General features: G+C 71.9%; 14 protein-coding genes. 6 read left to right on the top strand and 8 right to left on the bottom strand.

Annotated elements, in window-relative coordinates; genetic code table 11:
* Positions 1-46 precede the first annotated feature (46 nt).
* From ABZ809_RS30830 to ABZ809_RS30815, 4 genes are read right to left on the bottom strand one after another with little or no spacing between them, the layout of a single operon-like run.
* Positions 47-907, bottom strand: a complete 861-nt coding sequence (locus tag ABZ809_RS30830) for a carbohydrate ABC transporter permease (RefSeq protein ID WP_357566149.1) — start codon at positions 905-907, stop codon at positions 47-49.
* The gene (locus ABZ809_RS30825; protein ID WP_357566148.1) at positions 904-1,860 is read right to left on the bottom strand and encodes a sugar ABC transporter permease; all 957 of its coding nucleotides are present in this window, start codon (positions 1,858-1,860) and stop codon (positions 904-906) included. The genes ABZ809_RS30830 and ABZ809_RS30825 overlap by 4 nt, the downstream gene beginning before the upstream one ends.
* The gene (locus ABZ809_RS30820; RefSeq protein ID WP_357566147.1) at positions 1,857-3,230 is read right to left on the bottom strand and encodes an extracellular solute-binding protein; all 1,374 of its coding nucleotides are present in this window, start codon (positions 3,228-3,230) and stop codon (positions 1,857-1,859) included. Before ABZ809_RS30820 ends, ABZ809_RS30825 begins: the two co-directional genes overlap by 4 nt.
* A 31-nt stretch (positions 3,231-3,261) precedes the next feature.
* On the bottom strand, positions 3,262-4,596 hold the full coding sequence (locus tag ABZ809_RS30815; protein WP_357566146.1) for an alkaline phosphatase family protein: 1,335 nt from the start codon (positions 4,594-4,596) through the stop codon (positions 3,262-3,264).
* A 95-nt stretch (positions 4,597-4,691) separates the two neighbouring features.
* Here ABZ809_RS30815 and ABZ809_RS30810 point away from each other — a divergent pair, with 95 nt between their 5' ends.
* Positions 4,692-5,720 carry an Lrp/AsnC family transcriptional regulator gene (locus tag ABZ809_RS30810; RefSeq protein ID WP_357566145.1) on the top strand — a complete coding sequence of 343 codons (1,029 nt, stop codon included), beginning with the start codon at positions 4,692-4,694 and terminating at the stop codon, positions 5,718-5,720.
* 81 nt (positions 5,721-5,801) lie between these two features.
* Here ABZ809_RS30810 and ABZ809_RS30805 read toward each other — a convergent pair whose 3' ends face one another.
* Positions 5,802-7,418 (bottom strand): RICIN domain-containing protein, encoded by a 1,617-nt coding sequence (locus tag ABZ809_RS30805; protein WP_357566144.1) that lies wholly within the window; start codon positions 7,416-7,418, stop codon positions 5,802-5,804.
* 474 nt (positions 7,419-7,892) lie between these two features.
* On the opposite strand from ABZ809_RS30805, the gene ABZ809_RS30800 reads away from it, so the two are divergent.
* The 5 genes from ABZ809_RS30800 to ABZ809_RS30780 all read left to right on the top strand — a co-directional run bounded on the left by ABZ809_RS30800 (position 7,893) and on the right by ABZ809_RS30780 (position 14,527).
* Positions 7,893-9,011, top strand: coding sequence for a hypothetical protein (locus ABZ809_RS30800; RefSeq protein ID WP_357566143.1), 1,119 nt, complete (start codon positions 7,893-7,895; stop codon positions 9,009-9,011).
* Positions 9,012-9,119: 108 nt separating this feature from the next.
* The gene (locus ABZ809_RS30795) at positions 9,120-9,947 is read left to right on the top strand and encodes a DUF72 domain-containing protein (RefSeq protein ID WP_357566162.1); all 828 of its coding nucleotides are present in this window, start codon (positions 9,120-9,122) and stop codon (positions 9,945-9,947) included.
* A 158-nt stretch (positions 9,948-10,105) separates the two neighbouring features.
* Positions 10,106-11,401: a protein kinase gene (locus ABZ809_RS30790; protein ID WP_357566142.1), complete on the top strand. Its 1,296-nt coding sequence runs from the start codon at positions 10,106-10,108 to the stop codon at positions 11,399-11,401.
* 127 nt (positions 11,402-11,528) lie between these two features.
* Positions 11,529-13,319: an extracellular solute-binding protein gene (locus ABZ809_RS30785; protein WP_357566141.1), complete on the top strand. Its 1,791-nt coding sequence runs from the start codon at positions 11,529-11,531 to the stop codon at positions 13,317-13,319.
* 107 nt (positions 13,320-13,426) lie between these two features.
* Positions 13,427-14,527, top strand: a complete 1,101-nt coding sequence (locus ABZ809_RS30780; protein WP_357566140.1) for a glycoside hydrolase family 25 protein — start codon at positions 13,427-13,429, stop codon at positions 14,525-14,527.
* A 76-nt stretch (positions 14,528-14,603) separates the two neighbouring features.
* Here the strand turns inward: ABZ809_RS30780 and ABZ809_RS30775 are convergent, their stop codons facing one another.
* From ABZ809_RS30775 to ABZ809_RS30765, 3 genes are all read right to left on the bottom strand, one after another.
* A complete protein-coding gene (locus ABZ809_RS30775) occupies positions 14,604-20,027 on the bottom strand; it encodes a carboxyl transferase domain-containing protein (RefSeq protein WP_357566139.1) in 5,424 nt (1,807 codons plus the stop codon).
* Positions 20,028-20,428: 401 nt separating this feature from the next.
* Positions 20,429-20,896, bottom strand: a complete 468-nt coding sequence (locus tag ABZ809_RS30770; protein ID WP_357566138.1) for a RidA family protein — start codon at positions 20,894-20,896, stop codon at positions 20,429-20,431.
* Positions 20,893-21,504, bottom strand: a 612-nt coding sequence (locus ABZ809_RS30765) for a fumarylacetoacetate hydrolase family protein (protein WP_357566137.1), incomplete at its 5' end; no start/stop codon positions are given. The genes ABZ809_RS30765 and ABZ809_RS30770, both read right to left, overlap by 4 nt.

Below are 21,504 nucleotides of genomic sequence, written 5' to 3'. Positions count from 1 at the left end.
GTTCCCGATGACACAGGGCCTTCCACGTCGATCATCCTTTCGGAATTCACTTGTCCGCCCCCGACGTCAGGCCGGTGACGATGTAACGCTGAGCGAGGAAGAAGATGACGATGACCGGCACGGTCACCGCGATGGAGCCGGCCAGGAGCACTGTCACCGGGACCTGGAAGTCGGTGAGCTGGGCGAGGCCGAGCGGAGCCGTCCACCGGGAACGGTCCTGGACCAGGAACAACAGGGCGTAGAAGTACTCGTTCCAGGCGATCATGAAGACGTAGATGGCGGTCGCCACGACACCGGGCAGCGCGATCGGCAGTACGACCTTGCGCAGCATCGTCGGCAGCGAGCACCCGTCGAGCAGGGCCGCCTCCTCGACGCTCTCCGGCAGGGCGAGGAAGTAGTTGCGCATCATGTACAGCGCGACCGGGACGGTGGCGGCGACGTAGATGACGAGCAGCCCGACGAGCGACCTGGTCAACCCCAGCCGGCTCAGGATGACGAACTTCGGCACCGCGAGCACGATGCCCGGGAACAGGTAGACGGCGAGGATGATGCCGCTGGTGAAGCGGCGGCCGCGGTAGCGCAGGCGGGCAACAGCGTACGCCCCGAAGATGCACGCGACGATCGACACCACGACGGTGGCGAGGGCGACTCCCAGGGAGTTGACCACGAACCGGCCGAGCCCGAAGCCCCCCGCCGACTCGTCCTTCATCGCCGTGACGTAGCTGGACAGGTCGATCTCGGAGAGACCGGGGACGACGTCCAGGGGCTCCAGCAGCACCGCCGAGTAGGGGCGCAGCGAGAGCAGCACACCATAGAGCACGGGTCCCACGGCGCAGACGAGCGCGACGGTGATGAGCGTCCACCGCAGGACGTTGACCGGGCGCGAGGGTCGCATCGCCGAACTCACAACGTCTCCTTCCGCCGGGAGAGCAGGACGTAGCCGGCCAGCAGCACGCAGAGGATCAGCGACATCAGCAGTCCGTACGCCGCCGCGCTGCCGATGTCGGACCGGGTCACCAGCTCGGTGTAGACCTTGATCGCCATGACCTGGGTGCCGCCGGCGCCCTCGGTCAGCAGGTAGACGTCGTTGAAGTTCTGGAACGACCAGATGAAGCGCAGCAGCATCAGCAGCAGGACCACCCCCCGCAGCTGGGGAAGGATGATGTGGCGCAGGTTCTGCCACCGGGAGGCCCCGTCCAGCGCCGCGGCCTCCTCGATCCCACCCGGCACGTTCTGCAACCGCGCGGTGACGAAGAGGAAGGCGAGCGGGAACGACTTCCAGATCTCGAAGGCGACGACGACGAGCAGCGACACCGGTACGGGCAGGCCCGCCACGTCGGTCGAGGTGGTGCTGAGGAAGCCGATCGGGCTCTGCCAGCCGAGGTACTCCATGCCGATGGCGTTGACGATGCCGTACTGCGGGTTCAGCATCGTGCGCCAGATCATCGCCGCCGCGATGACCGGCAGCACGTACGGGACGAGCAGCAGCGCCCGGACGATCCCCCGGCCGCGGAACGGCCGGCGCATGGCGAGGGCGAGGGCCATCCCGACACCGATGGACCCGAGCGTGGTCAGGGTCGCGTAGATGACGGTGGTCCACAGGGCGCCCCAGAACGCGTCCGACCGCCAGGCGTCGGCGATGTTCTCGAAGGTCCACTCGATGGTGGACGGCGACAGCCGGGGGATGTCGATCAGCCTCGTGTCGGAGAACCCGAAGATGACGACCAGGACGAACGGGAGCAGGACGACCAGTGCGAGCAGCAGCAGGGTCGGACCGGTGAGGAGCTGGCCGTTGAGGTTCTCCCGCTGGGAGCGGCTGAGCCGCTCCCAGCGGGAGGACCGCACTGTCGGCGTGCTCACAGTTCGGCCTGGACCTTCTTGACCTCTTCGGCCATCGCCTTCGTGATGTCGGCCGGCGACTGCCCGCCGTAGAGCCGCTCGAGGAACTGCGCGAGCACGTTCTCCGCGGTGACCGCGCCGGCCAGCGGCGAGTCCTTCGTGCCCATGCCCCACAGGCTCACGGCGTTGACGCCGTCGCGGATCTGGGTGACCATCTCCGGGCCGTACAGCTCGGCGACGGAGCTCTTGGCCTCCGGGCCGACGCCCAGCTTGCCCCACGCGTCGAGGTACGCGTTCGGCTCGGCCTTGGTGCCGTTGCGCAGCGGGATCCGGCCCTCGGTCGCCGAGGCGAGCGTGTCCGAGTAGCCCTCCTCCAGCATGAACTTGATGAACTCCTTCGCCCCGGCGGTGTTGGCGCCCTCAGGGATGCCGTAGCCGAGGGTCGCGCCGTACTGCGCCGGGTGGTTCCGGTCGAGCACGGTGATGAATCCCGAGTTCTTCGACAGGAACGCCGGGTCGGCCTTGCACTGCTCGCAGGTCGGCGGGTTCGCCGAGTCGAGGCCGGCCAGCTCGTCGAGGATGTGCGTCGAGAAGAGCAGCATCGAGGACTTGCCGGCGAGGTAGGCCGCCCGCGCGCTGGTCACGTCGAAGTCACCCTGCGTGCTGGAGTCGCGCAGGACCTTGAACTGCTCGGCCGCCCGGGTGCACTCCGGCGAGTCGATGGTGACCTTGCCGTCCTGCACGAGCTGGCAGCCCGCGCTCTGGAACATCGAGTAGACGGCCTCGGTCCCCGAGGGGGTGCCGGACTGGGTACCCAGGGCGATTCCGGACACCCCGGTCGCCTTCATCGTCGTGGCGGCCTTCGCCAGCTCCTCGAGGTTGGTCGGCACCGCGACGTTCGCCGCCTGGAAGAGGTCCTTGCGGTACACCAGGAGGTGCACCCAGCCGTCGCTGGGTACGGCGCCGACCTTGTCGTCCAGGCTGAACGCCTTCAGGGCGTTCGCGTTGAACGTCTCGGCACCGAGGTCCTTGACGACCTCCTCGGCGGCGCCCGTGTTCAGCAGCCCCTGGGAACGCCAGGCGGCCGTGGTCGTGGAGCTGTGCAGCATCACGTCGGGCACGTCCCCGGAGGCGGCGCCCGTCGCCAGGGCCTGCTTCTGGTCGGCCTCGCTGAGCGGCACGACCTTCACGGCGATGCCGGTCTTCTCGGTGAACCGAGCCGCGACCTTCTCCTGCGCCGCGACCCGCTGCGGGGTCGTCTGCGGCGTCCAGAAGGTGATCTCTTTGGCCTTCTCCGCCTCCGGCTCGGACTCGCCGCAGGCGGCGAGCATGGTGAGCGCGGTCACGGCGGCGAGTGCCGCCGCGCACCGGCGCCTGGTCAGGTTGGACATGGCTATCTCTCCTCGATCTGCGTTGCGATGATCAGTGCCGCTCGATGGCCCCGCGCATGGCGTGCCCCCGCGAGTTCGCCGGCGGCTGCACGCCGAGCAGGGCGCTGATGGTGGCGGCCACGTCGACCAGGCCGACGTTGCGCAGCGGGACGCTGCGGATCCCGGCGCCCGAGAGCACCATCGGCACCTGCGCCTCGGCCAGCCCGCCGTGCGAGCCGCGCAGCTTGCCGTCGGTGAGCGTGGACAGGTGGTACGGCTCGACCGGCTCGACGACGAGGTCACCGAGCTTGTCGCTGGCGTGCAGGCGACGCAGGTCCTGCTTGTCGCGGACGGCCGCGATGCCCGGGATGCCCCTGATGATCCCGGCGATCCGGCGCGCGTTCTCCGGCGTGTCCGCCCGACCGCGCAGGGTGATGTCGGCGGTACGCGGCGCCGCGACGATGACGACCTCGCTCGTCGGGTCCGGCACGCCGCCCGAGGAGGAGATGACCTGGACCTTCAGGCCCGTCTCGGCCAGCCGGTCGAGCACCGTGGGCAGCAGCGGAACGGTCCACTCCCGGGCGCCGTGGTCGGCGGTGACAAGGAAGGTCGTCCTGTCCAGGATGCCTGCCTCCCGGGCGGCGTCGCGGACGCGGCCGATCTGGGCGTCCACCCGGGCCAGGGTCGCCGGCAGGTCGGGGGCGGCGAATCCGCCGTCGTGCAGCACGCCGTCGACGTCGTCGCAGTAGACGGTGATCAGGTCCGGAATCGCGGCGGGGTCGACCATGGTGCCGCCGGAGTTGACCGGCTCACCGCGCAGCAGCGCGATCGCCTGGTCGGCGCGCGTCTCACACTTTCCGCCTGGCTGGGTGTAGAGGGCGGCGGGATCGCCGTACGTCGCACCGTAGTTCTGCACCGCGTACCACTGGAGGTAGGCGGCCGTGCGGTCCTGCCGCTTCAGCGAGTGGGCGATCGTCTCGACGCCGGGCTCGATGTACCGCTCCTGGGAGACGCCGCGATCGGTCTCCTGGTTGTAGTAGTAGCCGGTGTTGCGGTGCACGTCGGCGTAGGTGCCGGTCGCGGTCGTCGACCGCGACGAGTTGGAGTACGACGAGTAGGACCCGTCGGCCACGCCGTAGGCGCCCTCGGCGATCAGCGCCCGGAGGTTGGGCAGTTCCGCCAGGTCGGCGTAGCGCCCGTCAAGGAAACGGGGATCGAACCCGTCGAAGTCAAACATGATCACGTGCTGCGTGGGCCGCGAGCCGTCCGCCGCCGGGGCGGGCGTCGCCGACGCCGGCCCCGCCGACAGCGCAGTTGCCGCGAGCAGTACGACCGTACCCGCCGCGACCGCCTTGGCCGCGTTCGAGCGCCCCATCGGATGCGCCACCTGTTGCCTCCTCATGCCTCGGAGCCGTGGGCGAGAGTCTGCCCGAGACACGAGGGAGATTGTCAAGATCCTGGGTCAAGATGCAAGATGCGTTCATGCAAAATCGCTCAGGTGACGGGACTGGCGCATCTCTGGACGAACTCGACCGCCAGATCATCGGCGCCCTGCTCGCCCATCCTCGGGCCACCCACGCGCAGATCGGCGAGGCGGTGTTCACCTCGGAGGCGACCGTCTCCCGCCGCATCCCGCGGCTCATCCGCAGCGGCGCGGTGCGGGTCATCGGCGTGCTGGACGGCGAGACGACCCGCCGGGCGCGGTCGCTGTTCGTCCGGCTGCGCTGCCGGCCGGACGCCGCGAGCCGCTCCGCCGAGCACCTGGCCCGGTGGCAGGAGTGCGGATCGGTCAAGCTGCTGACGGGGAGCTTCGACTGCCTGGCCGAGGTGTCCTACACCTCGAACGACCACCTGCTCCAGCTCATGTTCGAGCAGTTGCCCGGCCTCGACGGCGTGCTCGCCATCTGGAGCAACCAGGTGATCCGCAGGTTCGCCACGCCGCACAACTGGAGCCCGAGCCTGTTGCCGGCGGACGTCGTGGACCGGCTGCGGTCGCAGCGGGTGGACCGGTGGAACGAACAGGCAGCACCCGCCGAGGTGCCGCCACGGCTCGTCCGGCTCGACGAAATGATCATCGCCAGCCTCGGCGCGGACGGCCGGCAGAGCTGGCAGCAGTTGGCGGAGCGGTGCAGTGCGAGCCCCGCCACCGTACGCCGGCGGGCCGAGGCGATGATGGTGGCCGGATCCCTGCGGATGCGGACGGTCGTCGAGCCCAGCCTGGTCGGGCTCGCGGTGAACGCCTTCATCTTCCTCAGCATCCACCCCACGCAGCTCGGGCAGGCCGGCGAGTTGCTCGCCGCGCACCCGGCCGTCCTCATGATCGCCGCGACCACCGGGGACCGGAACCTCTGCGGCGAGATCGCGCTGGAGAGCGACGGCGCGCTCTACGAGTTCCTCTCCGGCACCATAGGCCAACTGCCCGGCCTCCAGCACGCGGACGTGGCCGTCGCCCTGCGTTCGGTCAAACGGGCCGGCATGATCCGCCCGCCCGCTCCCCGGACCGGCGACTGATCACCCGTTGGCGGGAGCACCGCCGATCGGCGGGAGCCCAGGCCCGCCGGGGCTCCCGCCGATCGGGGAATGACCGGCCCGTCAGGCGGTCCGGTTGGTGGTCCAGCGCTGGGTCGGCTCAGTCGTGGAGCAGGTCGCCAGCTCGAGTGCGACGAGCGCCCCGGTGGACGCCCCCGCCGCCTGGACGCAGAGGTTCGACGCGGTCTTGATGTGGTGGGTGAGTCCGGACAGGACGGTGAACGTCCACCGTTGCGCGGCGGCCCCCGAGCAGGTCGCCTGCACGACCGGGGTGCCGACGGTGGTCGCGCCGCCCAGCGGGGTCAGGCACTTGAGACTGTGGTTGTTGGTCAGGGTCCAGGTGCCGCCGGTCGCCGCGGTCATCTTCCACTGCTGGTTGGCCTCGCCGTTCTGCGGCCACTGGATCACGGTGGCGTTCTCGTCCTCGCTGAAGCCCAGCACGTCGATGGTCAGGTTGGCGCCCGAGCCGTCCAGCACGTCGTTGGCGAGGATCATCGTGGCGCCGTCCTCCGCGGCGCCGGCCGGTGCCGTGCTGCTGTTCGTGGTGACCGTGAGCGGCTGCGACGCGACGGAGGTGCGGGTGACGCCGGCGTGGGTGACCCGCTGCCGGACGGTCCACGTGGCCGTCGTGTTCGTCGCCAGGCCGGTCAGCCGCACCGAGGTACGCCAGCCGGGGACCGTCGCCACCACCGTGCCGTTGCGTAGCACCTGGTGGTCGACGGTGTAGCCGGAGCCGACCGGCTTCATGCTGGGCAGGTAGCTGAGCACGAGGGAACTGCCCTCGACGTCGGTGGCGCGCAGCACCTGGGGCGGCAGGGCGGGGATGGTCGTCATGGTCGGCACGGAACTGCCGGCCTGGAGGTAGAGGCTGTGGTGGGCCGCGTTGAAGTGCGTCGGCAGGTAGCTGCCCTGCGGGTTGATCCCGAAGTAGTCGTCGCTGCCGCAGTCGAGCAGCCGCACCGCGAGCGGGTCCGTGCAGACCGTCGGGTTGCCGTCCTGGCAGAGGGTCTCGTTGCCGTCGGAGCAGTGCCCGCCGCCGGAGTGGTTCGGCGCCTCCGGTTGCAGGCCGCCCAGGCCGTGGGCCAGCTCGTGGGTCATCGCGTGCCCCGTGAAGCAGGAGGGCTGGAAGGTGATCCAGACCGTCCGGCTGTTGCGCTGGTTGCCGGTGCCCGGCGCGGTGGGGTTCGCGATGCCCTCGTCGACGGTGCCGGCGCAGTTCACCCGGTGGTTCTCGGACAGGATGACGTAGAGCCGGTTGTCGGCGTCGTATCCGAGGGGCCGCAGGACGTTGAGCAGGTTGTCGGAGCTGGCGGTGCCGGTCGGCACCTGCACCTGGGTGATGGTGAGGTGGCACCCGGTGCTGCCGGTGAGGAACCTGATCCACCGCTGGGCGCCGTCACGCCGGGCGCTGTCGTTGACGTTCTGCTGGGCGACCCAGGCCGCCGCCCGGATCGCCGGCTCGCGCTCGGCGAACCGGCTGGTGCCCGGCTCGTAGGTGTAGAGCACCTGCACCCGGTGGCCGCTGGTGCCGTTGTCGACGCACTGCAGCGGCGGGGCCGCCGCCGTTCCGCCGGGGACGGCACCGGCGGGTGCGGTCGGCGCGACCGCGAGCCCGACCGCCGCCGTCAGCGTCGCCGCGAGCATCCACGCCAGTTTCCCGTGCCTTCTTACCCGCTTCATCCGGCTTCCTCTCTCGTGGCCTCCGACGGACGCCGCCGGGCACTCGACAATGAGGACGCGGCGGGTCGGAGTCATCACGAAACCCGCGTCTCGACTCCGCAGGATTGCAATGGTGTCGACACTAGTCGATGCGTATCGGAACGCACACCGCCGCGAGACACAGCCCACAGCGGCCGGATCACCACCCCCGAAGGGACGGCTCTGAGGTGCGGAAACTCCGTTCACGCCGTCCGGGAAAGCGCGCCGGCGAAGCAACGTAATATCGCTGTCGACACAAATTCATCGGGCACGCTCTCACCGGTGGACGATGCGCTCTGGAGAATCGCGCACCGGGGCGGCCGGGCCGCCCGCCGGACGCGATTCACGTTCCCTGCCGTACCCATGCTTTGATGCCGGCACCGGTCCGGCACGACCTGCACGACGCCGGCCGGCCGGGTCGGGAAAGGAGCGCCGGTGAGGCGACGAGGACTGCCGATGGGACCGCGGCGACCGGCCGCCCGGGAACGGCGAGGCCGCCCAGGCGGCGCGGCCCCGGGGGCACGCGTCGCGGCGGGGGCGGCCGTCGTCGCCGTCGCGCTGTTCCCGACCGGGGCGGCGGCGAGTCCGTCGCCCACCCCGCCGTCGGGAGCGCCCGCGTGCCAGGTCCGCGACGACCGGCTGACCGAGATCTCCGGAATGGTCGCCACGGACCACGGCTTCGTGGTGATCAACGACGGTGCGGAGAACGAGGCCCGCCGCCGCATCTTCTTCCTGGACCACGACTGCGCCGTGGTGCGTACCGTGCCCTATCCGTCGCGGCCGCGCGACACCGAGGACCTCGCCGTCGGCACCGACGGCACGGTGTGGGTGGCGGACACCGGCGACAACGACCGCTCCCGGCAGACGGTCGCGGTCTGGAAGCTTCCGCCGGGAGCCGACCGGCCGGTGTTGTACCGGATGACGTACCCGGACGGCCCGCACGACGCCGAGGCCATGCTCGTGACCGCCGACGACCGGCCGGTCATCGTGACCAAGTACTCCGCGGTCCTCTACGCCCCGAGCGCTGCCCTGCGTCCCGGCGCGACGGTGCCACTGGCGAAGGTGGGGCAGGTCCGGCTGCCGGCGTCCGCGACGAGCAACCCGTTCGGGATCCTCGGCCGGACAGCCGTCACCGGTGCCGCCACCGCCCCGGACGGGCGCCGGGTCGTGCTGCGCACCTACGCCGACGCGTACGAGTTCGACGTCGTCGACCGCGACGTGGTCGCCTCGCTGACCAGCGGAACCCCACGGGTCACCGCGCTGCCCGACGAGCCGCAGGGCGAGTCGGTCACCTACAGCCGCGACGGGCGTTCGCTGCTCACCGTCTCCGAGACGGCGGACCAGCCGCCCGGCACGAGGCCCGCTGTCCTGCGCTACGCCCTGGCTTCGGGCGGGCCGTCCCCCGCGCCACCCGACACACCCGAGCCAACCACCCCCGCCACCGCCACCGCCGACGAGACAGACGACGCCGGCGACGGGGTCACCCCCGTCGTGGTGGCGGGAGCGGTCGGACTTGGCCTGGTCGGCGTGGCACTGCTCGCCGTGACCTGGCTACGGCGGGCCCGGTCGCGCTGACCGGCCGGCACCGCGGTCGTCCGACCGGATACCGTACCCGGCGGTACGGGGTCACCGGGCCGGCGTCGAGCGGTGGGAGGTCGGATGCGCCTGCACGTGGGGTGCGCGATGTGGACGCACAAGGCCTGGCAGGGCCGCTTCGTGGCGCACCCGCTGCCGGCCCACGAACGGCTGCGCGCCTACGCCGGCTGGTGCACCGCCGTCGAGGGGAACACCACCTTCTACGCGACCCCGGCGCGAGAGACGGTGGCCTCGTGGGCGGGTCAGACCGGCCCCGACTTCCGGTTCGTGCTCAAACTGCCGAAGGCCGTCACGCACGACCACCGGCTCACCGGCGCCGACGAGGAACTCCGGATCTTCCTGGACGCGATCGAGCCCCTCGGCTCGCGGGCCCACGCCCTCTGGATCCAGTTGCCGGGTTCCTTCGGCCCCGCCGACGTGCCCACGCTGGCCCGGTTCCTGCGAGGGCTGCCCGCCGCCCACCGGTACGCCGTGGAGGTCCGCCACCCCGCGTTCTTCGACGATCCGCGGGCGGCGCGGACGCTCGAACAGACGCTCGTCGCGGCCGGCGCGGAGTGGATCCCCTTCGACACCACGGCGTTCTTCCGCACCCCGCCGACCAGCGACGCGGAACGGGAGGCGTGGACCAGGAAGCCGCGTACGCCGCTGCGCACCCACGCGCTCACCGACCGGCCGATCGTCCGGTACCTCGGCCGGGACGACCCCGCCCGGACGATCGAGGGCTGGCAGCCCTGGCTCGACGTGGTGACCGGCTGGCTGCGCGAGGGCCGCTCGCCGACGGTGTTCGTGCACACCCCGGACAACGCCGACGCGCCCGACCTCGCCCGCACCTTCCACGACGAGGTCCGGGCGGGCCTGCCCGGGGTCGAGCCGCTGCCGGAGCCGGCGCGGATCGGGCCGGCGACGCTGTTCTGACCGGATCGGGCCGGCCGCTCGCCGGTCGTCGCCACGAACCGGCGCTGATCCGGACGGCAGGTCGGTCGGGCACCCTCGGCCGGACGGCGTCGACATGACACCATGGCCGGTGTCCTCCGCCAGCCGGGTGGCCGGAGCACGACAGTGATGGAGTCGGGATGACAGGACTGGCCGGCGCACCGGTGCCGGGGCTGGCACCGTTGTGGACGCACGACCCGGTCACCGCCGGCCCCTACCGACTCGTCGGCCGGCTGGGCGCGGGCGGCCAGGGCGTGGTCTACCTCGGCGAGGACACCGAGGGCCGGCGGGTCGCGATCAAGATGATCAGCCTCGACCTGAGCGACAGCCGGGCCCGGTCACAGTTCCTGAAGGAGATCACCGCGGCACGGAAGGTGGCTCCCTTCTGCACCGCGCAGGTGCTCTCCGCCGACGTGGACGGCGAGCAGCCCTATGTGGTCAGCGAGTTCATCGAAGGCCCGACGCTCTACCGGCACGTCCGCGAGCACGGGCCGATCGCCGGAAACGCGCTGCACCGGCTCGCCGTCGGCACGGCCACCGCGCTCGCCGCGATCCACCGCTCCGACGTCGTGCACTGCGACCTGAAGCCGGACAACGTGGTGCTCGGCCAGGACGGGCCGCGGGTGATCGACTTCGGCATCGCCCGGGCCCTGGGCGTCACCGAGACGGTGACCAGCCGGGTGATGGGGACCACCGCGTACATGGCGCCGGAACGGTTCCGCAACGACGCCGTCGGCCCGCCGTGCGACGTCTTCGCCTGGGCCGCGACCATCGCCTTCGCCGCCGGTGGCCGGCCGCCGTTCGGCAACGACTCGCTCTTCGCGGTGATGCACCGGGTGCTGAACGACCCGCCCGACCTGCCCCCGCTCCCCGAGGGCCTGGCCGAGCTGATCGAGCAGTGCCTGGCCAAGGACCCGGCGGACCGGCCGGAGGCCGAGCAGGTGCTGATGCGGCTGCTCGGGCAGGACGCCCGGACCACCGGCCCGCTGCGCCGCGAGACCGTGCTCCAGGTGGGCAACGAGACCGCCGGCGCGCCGACCCCGAACCAGCCACTGCCACTGCCCCGCTCCGCGCCCCGCACGGCACCGGCTCCCCCATCGACAGTCCGGCCGGAGCCGACGGCTCCCCCGCCCGCGCCGACGGACCGACCGGGGCCGACATGGGTCCACCCGACACCGCCTGGCCGGGCCCCGGTTCCCGTACCGGGCACGGTCGCCAAGGCGGGCGGCGGCTGGCAGCGGTTCCGCCGCGAGGCCGGCGACGCCTGGGGCATCTCGACCGCGATCTTCCTCGGCTCGGTCGGTGCCGCCGCCGGTTACGTCGCGTCGAACGCGGTGGGCCCGGCCGTGGCGGTCGGGTCGGCCGCCTTCGTCGTGGTCTACGGGGTCCGGCTGCTGCTCGCGACGGCGCTCGGCGGCCGGTCCGATCGTCCCTGACCGGCAGCCCTCGGCCGAGGCGTCGGCGCGGCGCTGGCCGTGGCGGAGCGGGCGTGCCGGCGCCAGCCGGGTGGCGCCGGACCGATAGGTTGACCGCCATCAGTCGACCACCGAGGAGGACGTCCCCATGGTCCCAGCCCCGTCGCGGACACGGCAGTGGTTGCCGTACACCGCCGCCGTCACCGCCGGGCTGCTGGTCATCGCCGGGGCGTTCGTGCTCGTCCGGCAGCGGGACGCGGGCACCGACCGGCCCCGGGCCGACTGCACCACCGTCCTGGACGTCAACTCCTCCACCGAGAAGGTGACGCTGCTGGTGGAGTTGGCCGAGCGGTACAACGACAGCGGCCGGTCGCTCGACGGCGGCGGCTGTGCCGAGGTGCGCGTCACCGGCCTGACCTCCGGCAAGGCCACCGAGGCGCTGGCCGCCGGCTGGACCGGCATCGGCCTGCCGGAGCCGCAGGTCTGGCTGCCGACGTCGAGCCTGTGGACCGGTCAGCTCCAGTTGCTCGACAAGGCCGCCGGGCACCCGCCGCAGACCCCGGGCCAGTACCCGTCGATCGCCAACAGCCCGCTGGTGATCGCGATGCCGCAGCCCAAGGGCGAGCTGGTACGCCAGCAGGGTCCGTTGGGCTGGGGGCAGATCCTCGGCCTCTCCGGGCGCCAGGGATGGGCGGAGTTCGGCCGGCCGGAGTGGGGCCGGTTCACCTTCGGCAAGGACAACCCGAACCTCTCCACCTCCGGGCTGGCGGCGACCATCGCCACCTACTACGCCGCGGCGAACCGCTCCAGCGACCTCACCCGGGCCGACCTGTCGGACCCGAAGGTGACCCAGTTCGTCCGGCGGATCGAGGCCAACGTGTCGCACTACAGCGACGACTCGGTGGAGCTGCTCCGCGACCTCGCCGAGGCCGACCTGACCGGCGGGGGCGCCAGCACGGGCGACATGAGCGCCATCGTCATGCAGGAGGAGCTGGTCCACCTCTACAACGAGGGCGGGCTGAGCCCGCGGCAGGAGGGCCAGGAGCGGGGCGCCCGGCCCAAGGTGCCGCTGGTCGCCGTCCACCCCAAGGAGGGCACCTTCAACCTCGACCACCCGTTCGTGGTGCTGCCCTCCGCCGACGAGCGGCAGCGCGTGGCGGCGGCCGACTTCCTGGACTTCCTGACCGCGGCCGATCAGCAGAAGAGCTTCGCCCGCCTCGGCTTCCGCGATTACGAACGCCGGGCCTCGGCGGAGCTGCTCGCCAGCGTCGGCGCCGAGCCCGCCGGCGGGCTGGACTACTTCGCGCCGCCGAACCCGACGGTCGTCGAGGCCATGCTGGGCGGCTGGAGCACGCTGCGCAAGAAGGCCAACATCCTGATCGCGCTGGACACCTCCGGGTCGATGGAGGCCCCGATCGGCGACAGCACCCGCTTCCAGGTCGCCTCGAAGGCGGCGGCCAAGGGGCTCGCGCTGCTCAACGCCGAGGACCGGGTCGGGCTCTGGTCGTTCTCCTCGGAGACGCCGAAGCGGCCCAGGAGCCCGTATCAGGAGGAGGTCCGGCTCGGCGACTTCGACCAGAAGCGGTTCGACAGCCGGATCGCCGGCCTGCACGTCGCGGGCGACACCGCGCTCTACGCGACGGTCCGGGCCGCCCACCGGCAACTGCTCGACCGGTACGATCCGGAACGGATCAACGCCGTCGTCGTGCTGACCGACGGCAAGAACGAGTATCCCAAGGACAACGACCTGGCCCGGCTGCTCGCCGACGTCGCCCTGGATCCGCAGCGCCCGGTCAAGGTCTTCTGCATCGCCTTCGACCGGGACTCGGACTTCGTCACGCTGGACCGGATCGCCAAGGCGTCCTCGGGCAAGGCGTACGACGCCACCGACCCCGCCACTGTCGACGAGGCCTTCGTCAAGTTGGTCAGCAGCTTCTGATCCCCACTGCCGGCGGCGGGGCGGTCGCGGCGCCGCCCCTCCCCCGAGCACAATAGATCGATGTCAGGTGATGTCCGCGCGGCCTTTCCTTCGCTACCCTGTGGCCCATGATCCTCCACAGGAGATCCACCGCGACCACTGTTCTCGGGCGACTCGCGCTGGCGGTCGCGGTCGGCCTCGCGGCACCGGTGGGCGTCGCGTCGGCGCCCGCCACCGCCGCGACGCCGCCCGGCACGCTGGCCGGCATCGACGTCTCGACCTGGCAGGCCGGCATCGACTTCGCCGACGTCCGCGCCGACGGCCACCAGTTCGTGATCGTGAAGGCCGGCGGCTCCCAACTGTCGGAGGGGCCCTACACCGGCTCGCAGTACCCGACCCAGGTCGACGGCGCCCGGGCGGCGGGGCTCCGGGTCGGCCACTACTGGCTGGCCGGCGACTTCCAGACACCGGTGCAGGCCGCCGACTACTTCGCCGACCACCTGCACGACTACCGGCCCGGTGACGTGATCGCGCTCGACAACGAGGTGCTCGACGACTCGACGCGGCTGTGGAACGACACCGAGGTCACGGCGTTCTTCCAGCGGGTGCGCGACCGGATCGGCAACCACGTCCCCTGGCTGTACATGGGCGCGGCGGACCTGCGCTCCGGGACGTGGCCACGGGCGATCGCGGCCGGCGTGAAGCTCTGGGTGGCGTCGTGGGGCGCCAACGACGGCAGCTACCCCGGCCTGCCGAACCTGGGCGGCGCATACCCGACGTGGAGCGCGCACCAGTACACCTCGTCGGGCTCGACCGGCGGCATCGCGCGGGTGGACCTGAACGTGGCCAAGCCGGAGGCCTTCGAGATCGTCACGGGCACCCCGACCGACCCGCCCGTGGACGACCCGCTGCCCAAGACCACCACCGAGCAGGACGGCGCGCCCGGGCCGGTCATGTGGATGCGCGCCCAGAACTGGCTGGGGCTCACCTCCGGCTACACCGGCCCCATCGACGGCGTGCCCGGCCCGAACACCTACGCCGCCCTGCAACGGGCCATGCGCGGCTACGGCTACACCGGCCCGATCGACGGCGTGCCCGGGGTCAACACCTGGAAGGCGGTGCAGCGGCTCGCCTCCGGCTGGGGCTACACCGGCCCGGTCGACGGGGTGATGGGGCCGAACTCCTGGCGCGGCTTCGCCCGGTTCCTCAACCAGGACCAGTGGGACTGACGCCCCCGCACCGCCCCCGCTGACGCGGGCGCCTGGCGTACGGGCCAACCGGCTCGTACGCCAGGCGGAGGCAAGGTCAGCGCAGGCGGGACTCGATGGCCTCGATGATCCGTGGGCGCAGTTCCGCGGCGCGGATGACGGCGTCGACGGAACCCACCTCGACCGCGCGCTGGATGTTGTGCACGCGGTCGAACTCCGTGGCCACCTCGCCGAGCTTCTCGGCGCGGACCGAGGAGCGCAGCTCGTCCAGCTCGGCGGTCAACGCGGCACGGTCGGCACCGGACGCGGCCGCGACGCGGGCCTCCAGGTCCCGCACGCGCGGGTCGGCCGCGGTACGGGCGTTGACGTCACCCGAGAACACCACGGCGGCGGCGGGGGCACCGCCGAGCACCGAGGCGAACGAGCCTTCCAGCGCGAGCACTGTCATGTTCGGGTTCAGCGCCTTCGAGAACACCACGAACGCGCCACCGTGGTACCGCGAGATCACGCAGAACACGATGGGGCCGCGGAAGTTCACGATCGCGCGGCCGATCTCGGCGCCGTACTCCAGTTGCAGTTTGCGCATCGACTCCGGCGAGCCGTCGAAGCCCGACAGGTTCGCCAGCACCACCAGCGGGCGGTTGCCGCTGGCCGCGTTGATCGCCCGCGCGGCCTTCCGCGACGACTGCGGGAACAGCGTGCCCGCCGTGTAGGTGTCCGGACCGTCGGTGGGCGGGAAGCCGCGCCGCGGCACCGACCGCGACTCGATGCCGAGCAGGCACACCGGCATGCCGCCGAGATGCACGTCCTGCACCGCCACGGTCTCCGCGTCGGCCATGCCCGCCCAGCGTTCCAGCACCGGGTGGTCCTGGTCGGAGAGCGCCCGCATCACCGTCCGGATGTCGAACGGCTTCTTGCGGTCCGGGTTGGCCGCGACGGAGAAGATCTCACCGACGGTGGTGAAGTCGCTGCCCTCCACGACGTGCGGGAAGTCGGAGACGTCGCGGTCGACGGGGTCGTTCGTCCTCGCCCGCCGCGGCGCGTCCTCGCCGGGCGCGACGTACGTGTGGTCGTAGTACGACATCAGCACGTCCCGCGCGGCGGTCAGGCTCGGCGCCCAGTACTGCGCCTGACCGTTCGGGCCCATCACCCGGTCGTAGCCGCCGATGCCGAAGTTGTCCTCGGCCGACACCCCGCCGGAGAAGTCGAGCGACTGCTTGCCGGTGAGCACCATCGCCGAGTCCGGCGTCATCACCAGGATGCCCCTGGTGTGCATGAGCATGGTCGCCTCGGCGTTCCAGTACGGCTGCGCGCCGACGGTGATGCCCGCGACCACGATGTTGATCTCGCCGCCGTCCTGGGTGAACTCGACGATCCGCTTGAGCGCCGCGGCCACCCAGTCCATGTTCTCCGTGCCCGACTCCATCGAGATCCGGGCGCCGGCGGACAGCGCGTACCACTCCAGCGGCACCCGCATCTGCTCGGCCAGGTCCAGCGCGGCGATCACCCGGCGGCACTCCGGCTCCGACAGCGCGCCGAGCGACTTCGTCGGGTCGCCGAGCAGCACGACCCTGGTGACGCCCTGCGGGTGCCGCCGGGTACGCGTCCGGACCACGCCCGCGACGATCGCCGCGGTGTTGCGCCCCTTCGGCCGGTCGACCGGCACCAGCGCGTGGTCGTCGTCGAGGTCGTGCTCGACGAAGTCGCCGAGCCGGCCGGTCAACTCGTACGGGTACACCGTGTTGCGGCTGCTCGCGCGCAGCACCTTCTGCCGGTAGCCGTCGACCGGCTCGACCAGCTCGTCCGACGGCTGGCCGACGGTCAGCCTGGTGCCGCCGGTGGCGTCGAAGGTGATGCGTACGGCGATCTTGGTCAGCTCGCCGGTCCGGTGGTGACGCTGCCGCGCGATGAACAGGATCTCCTCCAGCCCGGCGCCCGTGGTCGTCGGCAGCACGCGCCCGGCGATCATCTCCAGCTCCTCGCGGGTGATCTCGCTCGGCGGCCAGACGTAGAGCACGATCCGGTTGGTGTTGAAGCGGTTCTTCGACGGCCGCCGCGACTGCGCGCGGCGGATCGAGTCGAGGCAGGTGGCGAGGACGTCCTCGGCCGTCGGCAACGAGACCAGTCGGCCGTCGTGCTCGCGCAGCTCGGTCAGGTCGCGCACCTGGGCGAACGCGACCAGGCGGTCGTCCGACGGGTTCTCCTGCGCCACGCACCGGAACAGGTAGACCTCCTCGTCCGACGACGGCAGCCGGGTGAGGGCGAACTTGCGCAGCCGCTCCAGCTGCATCCGCTGCGCGATGTACGGGTGCAGGCCCCGGATCAGCCGCTCCTCGGTCATCCCGGTGGTCGACGGGCGGAAGGTGAAGTGGTGGTGCATCACCGCGCCGCCGCGGCCCGCGACGGTGGTGGTGAGTCTGCGGACCTGGTGCGGCAGCGGGTGCGCGCTGACGACGCCGTGCAGGGCGGCCGCCATGGCGTCGGAGTCCTCCGGCTGCTTCTCCCAGGCCAGATAGATGTCGGCGTCGATGTCGTCCGCGCCGCTTGCCAGCTCCGCGAGCCCGCGCAGCGCGCCGCCCAGCGCCTCGAAGCTCACCGCGGCGGAGACCACGCGCGAGCCCGCCCGTTCGGCGACCACGAAGGTGCAGCCCGCGGCCTCCTGGGTGCGGACGCCGGTGAGGCCCTTGTTGCCGTAGTAGCGCCGGGTCAGCACCTCCAGCATGACCGCGTTGTCCAGGTGGTCGCGGGTGAGCCGCTGGCCGAGCAACCGCACCAACGGCTCGGTGCTGCGCACCATCTCGGCGACGCGCTCGGCGCGGTCCGGCGAGTCCGGCTGCGCGTCCAGGTGGCGCAGGTGCCTGCGGACACCGGCGTAGACGAGGGCCCGGTTGCGGCGCAGCAACGGCTGGCCGAACCAGGCGAACACCACGCCGCGGGCGAGGTCGGAGACCACGGGGAAGCGGATCTGCGTCGCGGCCACCAGCCGCTCCAGTGCGAGTCCGGCGGGCTCGCGCAGCGTCTCGTCCGGCGGGGGCTCCCGCAGCCACGCGCGCAGCAACGTCGCGACGACCGTGGCGTCGGCGGACGCGCGCTGCTGGGCGAGGAAGATCCGGAACACGGCGGCTTCGAGCTCCGGCGAACGCTCCATCTCGGTCACGCCGTAGTGCCCGAGCGCCTTGGCCAGCTTGGCCTGGAACGTCATCGGCAGCCCGGCCCGGTCGACGTCGAGGCACTGGAGGTAGGTGTGGAAGTACTCGCGGGCGCTGGGCACGTGGCCCGCGCCGACGCCGTCGTCACCCGCCGGCCGGTTGCGGCTCAGCTCGGTGAGGTCGGCGAAGACCTCGACGAGGTCGAGTTCCTCGGCCAGCGGCCGGTAGCCGTCCTCGATGGCGGCCCGGCGGGCGGCGAGATAGTCGTCGAGCACCCGGCGCTCGTCGTGCGGGTCGACGTCGAAGCCCAGCAGGAGGCTGTGCAGGTCCTGCCCACCACGCGCGGTGCGCTCCCGCGCCGGGATCCTGGCGGGCGCGACGGGCAGGTCCAGCTCGACCGCCCCGGCGGCCGAGGTGTCCTCGGTCTCGGCGTCGTCGTCGGCGAGCGGTTCCAGCCGCAGCAGCGGCGCACCGGTCTCCACCTGGCTGCCCACGGACACGGCGCATTCCTTCAGCCGTGCCCTGAACGGCGCCCGCAGCACCGTCTCCATCTTCATGCTCTCCAGCACGAGCACCGGCGCGCCCGCTTCGACCTCGGCGCCGACCGCCAGCGGCGTGGCGACGACCAGCGCGGGCGCGGGCGAGCGGACGACGCCGCCCTCGTCCCGGCTGACCCGGTGCGTCACGCCGTCCACCTCGACCAGGTGGATCGGCCCGTGGGTGCCGGTGAGCAGGCGGTACCGGGCGCCGTTGACGACGATCTGACCCGTGTGCCGGTCGAAGCGGTCCAGCTCGACGTCGGCGGTACGCACGTCGTCGCCCGCCTCGACGCCGACGCGGAACCGGTGCGGGCCGATCCGCGCGACGCGCACGCGATAGCCGACGCCCCGCAGCTTGAGGTCCAGCGGTCGGCCGCTCTCGTGCTGCACCTGCGGGCGCCCGCCGAACGCCGTCGACAGCAGACGCTGCCGCTCGACGCGCTCCTCCTCCTCGTACGCCTCGATGGCGGCGGCCGCCAGCGCGACGGCGGAGTGTCGGTGCAAGACGAGCCTGCCCTCGCCACGGACGCGGTCGATCCAGCCGGTGTCCGCGCTGGCGTCGATCACCTCGGGCTGGTCGAGCAGGTCGAGCACGAAGCTCTTGTTCGTCGCGCCGCCCTCGATGAGCACCCTGGTCGCCGACATCGCCCGGCGGAGCCTGCCGAGCGCCTCCTCGCGGTCGCGGCCGTAGGCGATGATCTTCGCGATCATCGAGTCGAAGTCGGCGGGGATGGTGTCGCCCTCGCTGACGCCGGTGTCCACGCGGATCCCCGGCCCGGCGGGCAGGTCCAGCAGGACGATGCGGCCCGGGGAGGGCGCGAAGTCGCGATCCGGGTCCTCGGCGTTCAGCCGGGCCTCGACGGCGTGCCCCCGCTCCACCGGCGGATCGCCTTCGAGCCGGCCGCCGGACGCCACGTGCAGCTGCGCCTTGACCAGGTCGAACCCGGTGGTCGACTCGGTGATCGGGTGCTCGACCTGGAGGCGGGTGTTGACCTCGAGGAACGCGAACAGCTTGTCGCCGGGGTGGTAGAGGAACTCGACGGTCGCCGCGCCCCGGTAACCGACCGCGACGGCCAGCCGCTCGGCCGACGCCTTCAGCTCGGCGGTCTGCGCGGGGCTGAGCACCGGCGACGCCGACTCCTCGATGACCTTCTGGTTGCGCCGCTGCACCGAGCAGTCGCGGACGCCGAGCGCCCACGCCGTGCCCTCGCCGTCGGCGATCACCTGCACCTCGACGTGCCGGGCCCCGGTGACCAGGCGCTCCAGGAACACGACGCCGCTGCCGAACGCCCGCGCGGCCTCCTGGCTGGTGCGCTCGTAGGCGTCGGCCAGCTCGGCCTCGTTGGTGATCACGCGGATGCCGCGCCCGCCGCCGCCCGCGGTCGCCTTCAGCATCAGCGGGTAGCCGATCTCGGCCGCCGCCGCCAGGGCGGCCTCCAGCGTGTCGACCGAGCCACGGCTCCACGGCGCGACGGGCACGCCGACCTCTTCGGCGATCAGCTTCGCGCCGATCTTGTCGCCGAGCTTGCGCATGGCCTCCGGGCTCGGCCCGACGAAGGTGACCCCGACCCGCTCGCACAGCTCCGCAAACGCCGGGTCCTCGGCGACGAAGCCCCAGCCGACCCACGCGGCGTCGGCCCCGGTCTCGATCAGCGCGCGCTCCAGCACCTTCAAATCGAGGTACGGGCGCGCGGACGCGGGACCGAGATCGTAGGACATGTCCGCTTCGCGGACGAAGGTGGCCGCGCGGTCGACGTCGGTGTGCAGGGCAACGGTCTCGATCCGTGTCCCGGTCTCCGCGGCCAGGTCTCGCACGGCGTGAATGAGCCGCATGGCGGCTTCACCACGATTGACGATGGCGACACGACTGAACACCGACCGAGCCCTCCTGTAGGCAGACATTGCACGCGCCGCCACATTGCGGCTCACGCAGTATTCACCCTTCCATCTCCCGGCCGGCAGTGCCATGTCGCAGACAGCGCACCCTGAGGGGCTCCAGTTGTGGGAACACCACCAAAACCGCCGGTCGCCCGCACCTGACCTGGGCGGATACGCACGGAGCAGCGGTCCGCTCCACCGCACGTCGGCGGAGAGAGACCGCACGGGTGCGGAAGGTGGTACGGCCGGCTGAGGCCGTGGAAGGCGTCGCCGGGTGGCCGGGTCGGGCGCGTGCCGTGGCCGCCTGGTCAGCCGGCGCGCGCCCAAGACCGCGCGTGCTGACCGGGTGCGGTCGGTCAGGGAAGAAGCGCGACCGCCTGGATTTCGATGAGTAGGTGTGGGTGGGGTAGTTGGTGGACGGCGACGGTGGTGCGGGTGGGTCCGGTGGTGTCGAAGTATTCGGCCCAGACCTGGTTGTAGCCGCCGAAGTCGTTCATGTTGACGAGGTAGGTGGTGACCTGGACGAGGTCGGTGAGGTCGGCGCCGACGGTGTGGAGCAGATCGCGGATGTTGTCGATGACGGCGCGGGTTTGTGCGCGGATGTCGAGGTTGGTGGTGCCGAGTTCGTCGACTTCGACGCCGGCGAAGGTGTTGTCGGGTCGGCGCGACGAGGTGCCGGAGATGTAGACGAAGCCGCCGGCGGTCTTGATGTGGGGGAAGGCGCCGCGGGGTACGGCTTTGCCTTCGACGACGTGTGCCTGCGTGTTCGTGCCGTGGCCGGCGCTCGTGCTCTGGTTCGCGGTCGTGTCGTGGTTCGTGGTCACGCGGTGGCTCGCAGGGTGGTGGTGCCGAGGTTTTCGACGACGGCGCGGACGTGGGTGCCGGGTTTCAGGGGCACGGCGGCGGTGGCGGCGCCAGCGAGGAACACCCAGCCTTCGCGTAGGCGTACGCCGTGGCGGCCGGCGAGGCGGATGCCTTCGTCGAGGGCGCGGCGGGGGTCGCCGAGGATCGCGGCGGTCGAGCCGACCTGCGCGACGCGTCCGTCGACCTCCAGGAGGACACCGAGGTTGTCGAGGCCGTCCGGGACCGGGGACCACGGGCCGATGGTGAAGGCGGCGGCGGAGGTGTTGTCGGCGATCACATCCGGCAGGGAGAACGTGAAGTTCGCATACCGCGAGTCGATGACCTCGATCGCCGGGGCGACGGCGCGCACGGCGTCGGTGAAGTCCCCGACGGGTTCGCCGGGTTCGGGGAGGCGGTCGAGCAGGAACGCGACTTCCGGTTCGGCGCGGGGGTGGATGAACGCGGCGACGTCGAGGGTGCCGCCGTCGGGGATGCGCATGGTGTCGGTGAGCCGACCCCAGATCACCTCGTCCACACCGACCTGGACCATTTTCGCCCGGCTGGTCAGGCCCATCTTCAACCCGATCAG

Source organism: Micromonospora sp. NPDC047074 (assembly GCF_040643815.1).
Classification (GTDB): Bacteria; Actinomycetota; Actinomycetes; order Mycobacteriales; family Micromonosporaceae; genus Micromonospora.
Note: the sequence above shows the minus strand (reverse complement) of the source record. Positions and strands in the feature narration are given on the sequence as shown.